11 protein-coding genes are annotated in these 11,506 nt (G+C 59.4%); 5 read left to right on the top strand and 6 right to left on the bottom strand.

What is annotated here, in order from left to right:
• The 4 genes from VJV58_RS18490 to VJV58_RS18505 all read right to left on the bottom strand — a co-directional run.
• Positions 1 to 855: LON peptidase substrate-binding domain-containing protein (locus VJV58_RS18490; RefSeq protein WP_324138813.1), on the bottom strand; the 855-nt coding region annotated here is incomplete at its 3' end.
• A 6-nt stretch (positions 856 to 861) separates the two neighbouring features.
• A complete protein-coding gene (locus VJV58_RS18495; RefSeq protein ID WP_324138814.1) occupies positions 862 to 1,269 on the bottom strand; it encodes an Hsp20/alpha crystallin family protein in 408 nt (135 codons plus the stop codon).
• 151 nt (positions 1,270 to 1,420) lie between these two features.
• On the bottom strand, positions 1,421 to 1,903 hold the full coding sequence (locus VJV58_RS18500) for a hypothetical protein (RefSeq protein ID WP_324138815.1): 483 nt from the start codon (positions 1,901 to 1,903) through the stop codon (positions 1,421 to 1,423).
• Between the two features lie 327 nt (positions 1,904 to 2,230).
• The gene (locus VJV58_RS18505; RefSeq protein ID WP_324138816.1) at positions 2,231 to 2,980 is read right to left on the bottom strand and encodes an SDR family NAD(P)-dependent oxidoreductase; all 750 of its coding nucleotides are present in this window, start codon (positions 2,978 to 2,980) and stop codon (positions 2,231 to 2,233) included.
• Positions 2,981 to 3,084: 104 nt separating this feature from the next.
• On the opposite strand from VJV58_RS18505, the gene VJV58_RS18510 reads away from it, so the two are divergent.
• The 5 genes from VJV58_RS18510 to VJV58_RS18530 all read left to right on the top strand — a co-directional run bounded on the left by VJV58_RS18510 (position 3,085) and on the right by VJV58_RS18530 (position 9,441).
• Complete coding sequence (locus tag VJV58_RS18510) at positions 3,085 to 3,855, top strand: methyltransferase domain-containing protein (protein ID WP_324138817.1); 771 nt, start codon at positions 3,085 to 3,087, stop codon at positions 3,853 to 3,855.
• A gap of 206 nt (positions 3,856 to 4,061) precedes the next feature.
• Positions 4,062 to 5,063, top strand: coding sequence for a DctP family TRAP transporter solute-binding subunit (locus tag VJV58_RS18515; protein ID WP_324138818.1), 1,002 nt, complete (start codon positions 4,062 to 4,064; stop codon positions 5,061 to 5,063).
• A 79-nt stretch (positions 5,064 to 5,142) separates the two neighbouring features.
• The gene (locus VJV58_RS18520; protein ID WP_414641527.1) at positions 5,143 to 7,185 is read left to right on the top strand and encodes a TRAP transporter large permease subunit; all 2,043 of its coding nucleotides are present in this window, start codon (positions 5,143 to 5,145) and stop codon (positions 7,183 to 7,185) included.
• Positions 7,186 to 7,270: 85 nt separating this feature from the next.
• Positions 7,271 to 8,329, top strand: a complete 1,059-nt coding sequence (locus tag VJV58_RS18525) for an SDR family oxidoreductase (protein WP_324138820.1) — start codon at positions 7,271 to 7,273, stop codon at positions 8,327 to 8,329.
• Positions 8,330 to 8,436: 107 nt separating this feature from the next.
• Positions 8,437 to 9,441, top strand: coding sequence for an ABC transporter substrate-binding protein (locus tag VJV58_RS18530; protein ID WP_324138821.1), 1,005 nt, complete (start codon positions 8,437 to 8,439; stop codon positions 9,439 to 9,441).
• Between the two features lie 67 nt (positions 9,442 to 9,508).
• On the opposite strand, the gene VJV58_RS18535 is transcribed toward VJV58_RS18530, so the two are convergent.
• Together VJV58_RS18535 and VJV58_RS18540 are read right to left on the bottom strand one after the other, a co-directional pair.
• The gene (locus VJV58_RS18535) at positions 9,509 to 10,300 is read right to left on the bottom strand and encodes an ABC transporter ATP-binding protein (protein ID WP_324138822.1); all 792 of its coding nucleotides are present in this window, start codon (positions 10,298 to 10,300) and stop codon (positions 9,509 to 9,511) included.
• A complete protein-coding gene (locus VJV58_RS18540) occupies positions 10,288 to 11,343 on the bottom strand; it encodes a dihydrodipicolinate synthase family protein (protein WP_324138823.1) in 1,056 nt (351 codons plus the stop codon). Before VJV58_RS18540 ends, VJV58_RS18535 begins: the two co-directional genes overlap by 13 nt.
• Positions 11,344 to 11,506: the final 163 nt, after the last annotated feature.

The raw sequence follows: 11,506 nt of genomic DNA on the forward strand, positions 1-11,506 counted from the left end.
TTCCGCCTCAGGCGGCATCTGCGCCTTGGCGATGGCCGCATTCAAGTCCGCCACCTCCTGGGTCTTGCCGTCGCCTTCTCCCAGTTGACGCTGAATGGTCGCCATCTGCTCGCGCAGGATTGCCTCGCGTTGGCGTTCATCAAAGGTGGCTTTGGTCTTCTGGCCAATCTCAGCTGTCAGACGCAGCACCTCGAGACGGTCGGCGAGATGGCGCGAAACTTTTTCCATCCGTAGCGACAGGTCGATCGTTTCAAGAATCTCCTGCTTGTCCTGCGGCTTGATATCCATGTACGACGTGGCGAGATCTGCGAGCGCGCCGGGAGAGGTCGTCGACTCAAATAGTGCAACGAGCTCCGGCGGGGCCTGAGGAAGCAGTTGAATCGCTTCGATCGCCTGCCTTTGCAGATTGAGAAAGCGTGCCTCAATCTCCGGCGAGCTTGTCGTTGGCTCCGGAATATGAAGAACGCGCGCCGCCAGGAATGGCGTGCCCGGGAGAAAATCAAGAATGCGGGCGCGCTGAACTCCCTGGCAGATGATGTGGTGGGTTTCGTCCGGCCCGGTGATGTAACGGATGATATTGGCAATGGTGCAGATGCGGTTGAGTTCGTCCGGTCCAGGATCGTTCGCGTCAGGATTCCGCTGCAGCAGAATCCCGACCGGACGCTGCTCGCGCAGGGCCTGTTGGGCGGCGGCGATCGATTTCGGCCGACCGACGGTGATCGGCGAAACGACCCCCGGGAAAAGCACGGTATTTCGAACCGGCACGACAATGAGCGCGTCGTTCGGAATCGGCACAGTATCGGCCTGGCCGGCGGGCGGCGATGAAGCGGGGTTATCGGAGTTCGCTGGCGACATCATACCTCACACAGATTTTGCAAGCCGCAACGCGATGCATCCATTGACCGCGAAGCGGCTGACCGCATATCGCCCGGTGGGCAGCAGGATGCGGCGTTCGAATCGGCCTTGCGGAAGTTCAAGCCGGTGAATCCGCGCATTGCGCAACTCGACGGGCAGCACCCGGTGACCGCTGACCACAAGCGTGCCCTCTTCGATGGTGGCCTCGACGTGATCCGGGTCCACGCCGGGCAGCGCAACCAGAATGAGTATTTCCTGGTCGGTCTCCAGCACGTCGATCGGAGGCTCCCAGCAGGGCTCCGGCAAGCCTGCTTTCGACTGCAAGCTAAAAAACTGCTGGCGCAGTCGCTCGGCCCGCACGAGTGAATCGATCGCCTCGGATAGCATCCAGTTGACGGGATCTTTTCTCGGCATGTGCTACGTCGGCTCCTTATATCCTTTCGCGCCGAAGCGCCGTGTTCGGGAATGCCGATGCACCGCATCAGCCGCTGTCATTTCTGAAACGAATTGCGGGTAGTGGGCTCCTCGCTCAGCGCGTAAGCAATATGCGGGCATCAGCCTTTAACTATGAAGTGGTGGACACTTCCGTGCGCGTTCGTGCGATAATGCCGGAAGCGATCTGCATGCTGGCCCCGATTGCCCAACCGAAGCTGATCAGCAAGGCGGTGATCGCGTGTGCCGCCTCGTCGAGAACAATGCTTGACACTGAGATCACCGCCGCCACGGCAGCGAGGAAAGTGCCGGCGGCGCTTAGCAGTTCGACGGCGTCGGCCTTTGTACCGAGCCCGTGCCGCAACGGCAGGTGCATGCGGTGATCGGGAGGGGCAGGGGGCAGATCAATGCCAAGATAGAAGCCGACGCCTCCATAAATCATCATCGCCAGTACAGTGGCGCCTGAACCTATCAAGTCGATGTTAGCTCTTCCCACATGCGCGGCGACGAACAGCCCGCACGAGGCGCCTGTCAGGGCGAGCCCTGTCCGTTCCAGGATGTGGGCCCACCGGCTGATGATAGAGCGGGTATCCCATGTATCGGTGCGTTTGATCATCGATCCTGCTACCTCGCTGGAACTGGTGCGCCGTTGCAAAAGATCAAGTCCGCTGCGGGAAGTTCGTCGGCCGCAAATCAGGGTACCCGGCTTGTCGTTGCACTGGCGCCTATTCACGTTCGCTATTCCACCGCTGACAGCCAATGACCCAAGCACATCAAGGACCTGCAGCGGGATCGTCGCGTTCCATCTGAGCGGAAACCCATGGAAATGCCGAAAAATGGCAGGCGCCTCAGCGCTCTCCCGAGCCGCCCGCCGAGCCATAGACCTGACCGGTGGCAAAACTACGCGCCTCCCAAATCGAGCCGCTCATCAGGCGATCATGATCTAGAATTGATAGCGCCGAAGCCCACCATCGACGGGAATGACTGTCCCGGTGATGTAGCGTGCAATGGGTGAAGCAAGGAAGACGGCCATCGCTGCAAGGTCTTCCGGTTCACCCCAATAGCCCACCGGAATTTCTTCTTCAGCAAAATGCTTTCGATAGTCTTCCGGATAGTTGCGCCGGATCTGTTCGCTCATGATCCGGCCCGGCGGAATGCAATTGACGGTAATGCCATGTCGTCCGATCTCGCGCGACAGGCCTTTCGCCCACGCGTGTACCGCAGCTTTGGCGGCAAAGGCAGCATTGAGTCCCTCCGGCTCGGACTTCCCGGTTATATTGATGATGCGTCCCCAGCCGCGTTCGATCATTTGCGGTAGAAGCGCATGAGTAATCTGCCGATAACGCGTGAAGTTCAGCGCCATGGCTTCATCCCAATCGCTATCGGGTGCATCTACGGGCAGCGGCCGACTGCCGCCGGCGTTGTTGACCAGTATGTCCACGTGACCAAGCTCGGCAATTGCTGCGCTCGCCAGCTCCTTCGCGGCATCTTCCGCCATGATATCTTGCGTCACTGGAATGACGGCACCTCCCGCCGCATGGAGTTCCTTAGCGAGCTGCTCGAGCAGATCTTTGCGCCTGGCGATGGCGACGACGCGCACGCCCTCCAGCGCAAGTGCCCTTGCTATCGCGCGTCCGATACCGGTACTGGCTCCGCTCACGATGGCGGTTTTTGACTTGAGCTCGAGATCCATGTTGAAGACTCCTTCTGCTATCCACGCGCGCATTACGTCGGACGAGTCTTACAGGGCTACAACCGCAATCGTTGGCCCACCAGTCGAATAGAGAAACGAAACCGATGGTATGGAATCCGCAGCAATATCTTAAATTCTCCGGTCACCGGTTGAGACCAGCCGTCGACCTGCTGATGCGGATTCCTGATCTGCCTGTGCGAAGCGTCGCCGATCTCGGAGCCGGGGCGGGCAACGTCACCAAACTGCTCAAGGAAAGATGGCCGCATGCGGCGGTGGCGGGCGTAGAGGGATCCGCCGAAATGGTCGCTGCCGGAAGGAAAGCGGCTCCCGACGTCGAGTGGCTGCATCAGGATCTGGGGTCGTGGCAGCCCGCGCGGAAATATGATGTGATTTACTCGAATGCGGCACTGCATTGGCTGCCCGATCATGACGTTCTGTTTCCATCATTGATGGAAAGAGTCGAGCCCGGCGGTATTCTCGCTGTGCAGATGCCGCGCAATTTCGAAGCACCTTCGCACCTCCTGATTGCGGAAACTGCATTGAATGGACCCTGGCGGAGCCAGCTCGAACATCTCATCACACAGCCGCCCGTCAAGGAACCCGGCTTTTATCACCGGCTGTTGGCGCCGAGCTCCGATGACATCGATATCTGGGAAACCGAGTATCTGCAGGTTCTTGAAGGCGAGAATCCAGTGAAAGAATGGACCAAAGGAACCTGGCTGACGCGATATCTGGATTTGCTGAAGGGCGAAGCCAAAGTAGCGTTTGAGGCCGCCTACAGCCAGCGCGTGTCCGCGGCGTACCCCAGGAATTCTCAAGGCCAAACGCTTTTCCCGTTCCGGCGGCTTTTCATGATCGCGCAGCGCAAGGGGTGACGCACCCCGCCGCACTGCAAAACAGGGTGCGACATCTGTGCTGTGGGCGCAGGCTTGGTGGCCAGCCAAAAATCTGCCTTATACAACCATCGTTCCGTGTGATCCCACGTGGCCAATTCGGCTTAGGTCTAGTTGTTCGCGTAATCGTTTGCTGCCACTACTGACGCTGAAAACAAAAGGATTAAGCGCGAATTAGGAGAGAGTTCATGCGTAGGTTGATACTCGCAAGCATTGCCACCATCGTTTTGATGGCCCCCGCTACTGTGCTGGCTCAGAGCCCCATTATCATCAAATTCAGCCATGTGGTTGCCAACGACACGCCGAAAGGCAAGGGAGCGCTGAAGTTCAAGGAACTCGCCGAGAAATATACCGACGGTAAGGTCAAGGTCGAAGTCTATCCGAACTCCTCACTCTACAAGGACAAGGAGGAGATCGAGGCGCTGCAGCTTGGGTCTGTGCAGATGCTGGCACCCTCAACCGCAAAGTTTGCGCCTCTCGGGGCCAAGGAATTTGAAGCACTCGATCTGCCCTGGCTTTTCAAGGACGAAGCGACCTACGCCAAGACGATGAAGGGGCCCGTGGGCAAGTGGCTGTTTCAGAAACTGGAGTCCAAGGGCATTACCGGCCTGGCTTATTGGGACAACGGTTTCCATATGACTTCCGCCAACCGCCCACTGCTGATGCCGGCGGATTTCCAAGGTCTCAAAATCCGGATCTCCGGCTCCAAAATCGCCGATCGCTATTTCCGCGATGTCGGGTCCATCCCGCAGATCATGGCCTTTTCGGAAGTCTATCAGGCGCTGCAGACCGGCGTTGTCGATGGCTGCGAGAATACCCCGTCGAATTATCTCACTCAGAAATTCTATGAAGTGCAAAAGGACATTACGGTTTCCTACCACGCGCACTTGCAATACGCGGTCATCGTCAATTCGAAATTCTGGAACGGATTGCCGGCGGATATCCGCAAACAACTTGACAAGGCGATGGACGAGGCCACGGACTATACCAATTCGATCGCGGTGAAGGAAAACGAGGATGCTTTGGCCGAGATCAAGAAATCCGGCAAGACCACGCTGCATTACCTGACAGACGATCAGCGCAAAGCGTGGGAAGTCGCCATGCGTCCGACTTACACATGGGCCAAGGGGCGCGTCGGGCAGGAGGTACTCGACCTCTTGGCAAAGGAACTCGACATCAAGATGAACTGACGTGCCTCGATAACAATAATAAAAAACGGTCGGGAGTGATCGCACTCCCGACCGTTTCGGTCTGAGATGGGGGACATGCGTGCTTAAAGGGCTCAATCGAGCGCTCGACCATTTGGAAGAGTGGTTGATCGCCTCACTTATTGCGGCGGCAACTGGGCTGATCTTCTTTGCGGTGCTGCACCGCTACGGCACCGGTCTATCGATCGACGCTTCTAAATGGCTGGCCGCGCGCGGCGTGCCATTGCTGCCCACCATTCTCAAGGACATGTATTTGTGGCTTGCCGCGCTCGACGTGTCGTGGGCCCAGGAACTCTGCATTTACATGTTTATCTGGATGGCGAAGTTCGGCGCCGCTTATGGCGTGCGCACCGGCATCCATGTCGGGGTCGATCTTCTGGTCAACCGGGTGCCACCTCGCTCACGCAAGCAGGTGATCCTGTTCGCCATGCTGTGCGGCGCGTTCTTTACCGGTATGATTGCCACGTTCGGCGGCTCGTTCGTGATCGAGATGCTCAAGACCGGCCAGCAGTCGAACGATCTGGAAGCGCCGATGTGGATCGTCTATCTTGCGATCCCGGTCGGCTCCGGGCTGATGTGCTTCCGCTTCCTGCAGGTTTGCTGGATCTATTACTGGACCGGCGAACTGCCCCATCACAATGAAGCGCAGGTTGAGGGCGTCGAAATAGATGCTCCCCCGCTGCATCCGCTTTCGACCAACCTTGCTGAACAAACCGATCCCCGGACCAGTCCGCTCGGGCTGATCCTGATTATGGCGCCGATCCTGATTCTGATGGTCTGCCTGGGCGAGAAGGCCGGCATCATAGTCATGCCGCAGGCTTTGCGCGCGGCCACGATTTTTGCGCTGTTGATCGCGCTGATGCTGACCGGCATCCCCGTTTCGATCTCCCTCGGCCTCACCGTGATGACCTTCCTGTTCACGTTGACCGTGGTGCCCATCGAAGCGGTCTCGATGAAGCTGTTCACCGGGATCGAAAGCTTCGAGATCATGGCGATCCCGTTCTTTATCCTGGCCGGAAATTTTCTTACCCATGGCGGCGTCGCGCGCCGCATGATTGATTTCGCCACCTCGCTGATCGGCCATTGGCACGGCGGACTGGGATTGGCCGGAATCGTAGCTTGCTCGATGTTCGCGCTGGTTTGCGGATCGAGCGTCGCCACCGTTGCCGCTGTTGGCGCGATCGTGCTGCCGGAGATGGTGAGGCACGGTTACCCCATGCGTTTCGGGGCGGGCATCATTACGGTTGCCGGCTCGCTCGGAATCCTGATGCTGCCGTCTATTCCGAAAATCATCTACGCCGTCGCTACCGGTACATCGATCGGCGCATTATTCGTGGCCGGTTTGCTGCCGGGAATGCTGCTGACCTCAATGCTCTGTCTGGTCACCTGGTATCTCGCGAGGAAGCGTGATTATCCACGCATGAAGCGAGCGAGCTGGGGCGAGACATTGTACGCTTTCCGGGAAAGCGTCTGGGGCCTGATGCTGGTCGTCATCATCATCGGCGGCATCTATAGCGGCCTGTTCACCGCGACCGAAGCCGCGGCGATGGCGGCAGTGTACTCATTCTTCATATCCGTGTTTGTGTACAAGGCACTGAAGATAAAGGATGTGCCTCGCGTATTGCTGCGCGCCGCGAACACCAGCGCCATGCTGTTGTATATCGTGACTAACGCCGTGCTGTTTTCCTTCGTTCTCAGCAACGAGAACATTCCCTCGGCATTGGCCGACTGGATCACGGCCCAGGATCTCGGCTGGGTAGGCTTCCTTCTGCTCGTCAACGTATTACTGTTGCTGGCCGGCAATTTCATGGAGCCGACCTCGATCATCCTGATCATGGCGCCGATCCTTGCGCCGGCCGCGAAACGCCTCGGGATCGATCTGGTGCACTTTGGCATCGTGATCGACGTCAACATGGAGGTCGGGCTCTGCCATCCACCCGTTGGCCTCAACCTCTACGTCGCATCGATGATTGCGGGCATGCGAATAACCGATCTTGCGATGGCGGTGATGCCATGGCTGCTTACGATGCTCGTATTCCTGATGGTCGTGACCTACTGGCCGGAGCTGACGCTGTGGCTGCCAAGGGCGCTCGGGATGCACTGAGAAGCGTGCGCCTTCAAGGTGAACAGGCGCCCTCACGCCGTCTCGAACCGCCAGGCTCGGGTTCGGGAAACGGGATTTGCTTGTGATGGCTGACCGGGTCGCACTTGTCATCGGACCGACCGGCGCGACCGGTGCTCCCATCGCCGCCGCACTTGCGCGCCGGACCGGATGGCGAGTTTACGGCCTGTCGCGAACGGCGCCCTCGCGCTGCGCATCCTTCACCCATATTGCTGCCGACCTGACCGATCCCGAGTCTTGCCGGCGAGCGGTTACGAGCATCGAACCGGTGACGCACGCCTTCTTCGCCGCTCGCGCACCGTTCCGGGAAGGTGGTGTCGAGGATGTCGAGGGCAACGTCGCGATGTTGGCTGCGACGCTGGATGCACTTTCCGCGCGTTCCGATCGCCTTGAACACATTCACCTGCTTGAGGGGACAAAGTGGTACGGAATGCACCTCGGGCCCTATCCCACGCCGTCTCGCGAAGACGATCCGCGGCATTCGTCGCCGAATTTCTATTACGATCAGCAGGACCTGCTGAGCGCTCGCGCAGCTGATGCGCGCTGGAGCTGGTCGGCATCGCGGCCATCCTACATCTGCGACTTTGCGCCGGAGCGCTCCCGGAATCTCGTTCCGGTGCTCGGCGCTTATGCCGCGATATGCCGGGAGCTCAACATGCGCTTGGATTTTCCCGGAACCGCGGCTGGCTATTCCGTGCTGTCCGAACTATCGGACGCGGCCTATCTCGCGGAAGCCATCATCTTTATCTCTACGCATTCGACAGCAAAAAATGCGGCGTTCAATGTCACTAACGGCGATAGTTTCAGATGGTCTCGCGTGTGGCCGTTGCTAGCGCAATGGTTCGAAATGCCGTGCGGCGTCCCGAGGCCCATGAAGCTTGCAAAGTGGATGGAGGATAAAGGCCCGGTCTGGGATAGGGTCGTGGCGCGTCACGGGCTGGAACGGCGGCCGCTCGAAACCGTCGCCTCATGGGAATTTGCCGATTTCGTGTTTGAGAAGGAGTGGGATCTCCTGGCCGATGTCGGCCGGTTGCGACGCGCGGGTTTCAACGCATGCGTCGATTCGATCGCCATGCTCCACAACCAGCTCGAAAAATATCGCGACGCCGGGCTGCTGCCGCGCTAGATGGCTGGAGCGTTTTCGAGCGAAGTGGCCGCCGGTTCGCGTGAAGAAAACGCGTCAGAAGAAGATAGGCAAGTTACAGGACTGTTGCGAGAAGCAGGAGAGAGCCGTTGAAGATCTTGAACATAGCAGCACTCGTCTCGGCATTGGTTGGGTCGGCCGTCGCCGCGCATGCCGGCGAGAGCATCAGCCTGGTTCTGAACTGGACTCCGGCCGCCGACCATTCCCCGTTTTACTATGCAAAGGCACAGGGCTGGTACGAGAAGGTAGGGATCGACTTGAACATCGAAGTCGGCAAGGGATCGGGTGTATCGTCGCTCAAGGTAGGCTCCGGGGCTGCTCCATTCGGAATCGCGGATCTTGCGACCATGCTGGTTGCGCGCGGCAAGGGCGCGGACGATGTGGCGCTGATGAGCATCTATGCCAACACCGGTCAGACCTTCTATTGGCTCAAGAGTTACGGCGTGCACGGCCCGAAGGATTTTCCGGGCCGCAAAATCGGCAATCCTCCCGGCGACGCCTCGCGGGTGATGTGGCCGGCCTTCGCCAAAGCCGTCGGCATCCCGCCGGATTCGGTTTCGTTCGTGAATGTAGGACCGACAGCAAAGACAGCCGCACTGAAGAGCCGCACGGTCGAAATCATCAGCGACTTCTACAACTCACACGATCTCAAGCTCAGGGAGTTTGGCGACGATCTGGGTTCGTTGAATTGGAAGGACATCGGCCTCAATGCCTACGGCAATTCGCTGATCGCGAACGGAGCCTTTCTCGATAAGCATCCGAAACTTGCAGAGAATTTTGTGCGCATCACGCAGAAGGCGTACGCCGCCTGCGTTGCGGACTTTGATCCTTGCCTGAAGGCGCTGCTCGACCAGGTCACCGGTCTCGATCGCGAGGAGCAGCAACTGCAGTGGAAGCGCATAAAGTATCTCATGGCCGACGAGTTCACGACAACGCAGGGACTGGGCTGGATCGATGCCGGTCGGATGAAGAAAGACTACGAGCTGGTGCAGACCTACATTGGAATGGAAAAGCCGTTTCCGCTTGAAAGCGCGTTCACCAGCAAACTGCTCGATCCCTCGATCAAGATGGACGCCAGCAAGGTCGAGCGTTAGGAGCAGCCTCTTCTTGTTCTGACGCGTTTTCTTGACGCGAACCCGCGTCCACTCGCTCGAAAGTACTCTAGGCGCCCGATCCGAACCCCAAGCTTGCATAGATCCGCCTTGCATAGGCGCCGAATTCATCCGTGGTCTTGATCGGCAGGGCGCGCGGAAATGGCAGATCGATCGGAAAATATTCCGCCATTCGCGCGGGGCCGGCGGTGAGGACCGCGCAGTGCGACGCAAGGAACACCGCTTCCTGGATGCTGTGGGTCACGAAAATGATGGTCTTGCCGCTTTCGCGCCAAATGCGCAGCATCTCAAGGTTCATCTGCTCCCGAGTCAGCGCGTCCAACGCGCCGAACGGTTCATCCATCAGGATCAATTTTGGATCATGGATGAAGGCGCGCGCGATCGCGGTGCGCTGCTGCATCCCGCCCGATAGCTGCTGCGGATATTTGTCCTCATAACCCGTAAGCCCAACCAGGTTGAGAAGGTCGCGCGCGCGGCTGCGCGCGGCTTTCATCGGCAGCCCGACGATCTCGGCGGGCAGCAGGACGTTATCGAGAATGGTCCGCCACTTCAGCAGCAGGGCCTGTTGAAACACCATGCCGATATCGCGTGCGGGATCGAAGGGGGTGCGCGCGTTGCCGATCTGGATGGTCCCGCCGTCCGCATCGTGGAGGCCAGCCAGTACCTTCAGGACCGTCGTCTTGCCGCAACCGGATGGCCCCACCAATGAGATCAGTTCGCCTTCCTGCACGTCCATCGTGACATCGGATACCGCGAGAAACTCCTGATCTCGAGAGCGATAGACCTTGCGGAGGTTGCGAAGCCTGATGAAGGGATCTGGTGGCTCGCTCATGCCAGCCATTTCTGCAAATTGGCGGCAACGAAATCGTCGTCGCTGAGATCGGCATGCTCGTTGCAGACACGATCGATCTCATCGAGCTGACCGGGACTGAGGCCCTCGTCTCGATCGAGGCACCAGATTCCGTCGAGCAATCCCTGCCGCCGCAGGACTTCGTGGCAGCCGGCGATGCAGCCGTGAAAATTATTGGCCACGTCGAAAAACGCGCTATTGCAATCGGTGACGCGGGCATCGAGCGCGAGCAGATCGGCGGGGACAGCGGCCTTGTGCCGCGCGGCGCGGCACATCTCGAACTGCTTGATGGCGCTCGCGGTCCACACCGACCAATGGCCGAGCAGCCCGCCTCGAAAATACGCTCTCGTCGTCACGCCGCGGTCGCGCAAATCGAACGGCAGCGTGAGATCGAGCAGGATATGATCGTCATTGCCGGTATAGAGCGCAACGCGGTCGAGCGCGCCGGCGGCGGCTACGCCGCGCAGCACGTCGAGGGTGCGATAGCGATTGAAAGGAGCAATCTTGATGGCGATGACATTGTCGATCAGCGCAAAGCGCCGCCAGAATTCGGTGCCTAGAATGGCGCCGCCGACTGCCGGCTGCAGATAAAACCCGACCAGCGGAATTTCGCTCGCCACCGTCTTGCAATGCGCGATGATCTCGTCTTCGGATGCGGACTTCATAGCGGCGAGGCTCAGCAGCCCCGCATGGTAGCCGATCTCGCGCGCGGTCTGCGCTTCGGCGATCGCTTGTCTGGTCGGGCCGGACAGCCCCGCAACAAGCGCCAGCGGGCGGTCGGTCCAGGCGTTAGCAGTTTCCGCGGCCAATTCCAGCACCGGCCGGTACAGGCCGACATCGCGGATCGCGAATTGGGTGGTGTGGACCCCGACAGCAAGGCCGCCGGCGCCCGCATCGATGTAATAACGTGTCAGCGCCCGCTGATGCACGGCATCGAGGCTCCGGTCTGCTTTCAGCGCCAGCGGGTGCGCAGGGATCACCGTGCCTTCGGCAATCAAGCGGCGTATTGCGGAGTTCATGCTGCTATGATGCACGGCGCTAATCCTATCCATATTCCGGCCCCGCAACCGCAAACGGCAAATCCGACGTCTGGTGCGCAGCGCGGCCGAAGCGCATGCGCTGGAACGGCCGCTCGATCCTCCAACCCGAACCGATCAGACCTTGCAGGAATTTGCCTTGTTCGTTGACCGCGTCGAT

Origin of the sequence: Bradyrhizobium sp. (assembly GCF_035273305.1) — a bacterium.
GTDB lineage: Bacteria > Pseudomonadota > Alphaproteobacteria > Rhizobiales > Xanthobacteraceae > Bradyrhizobium.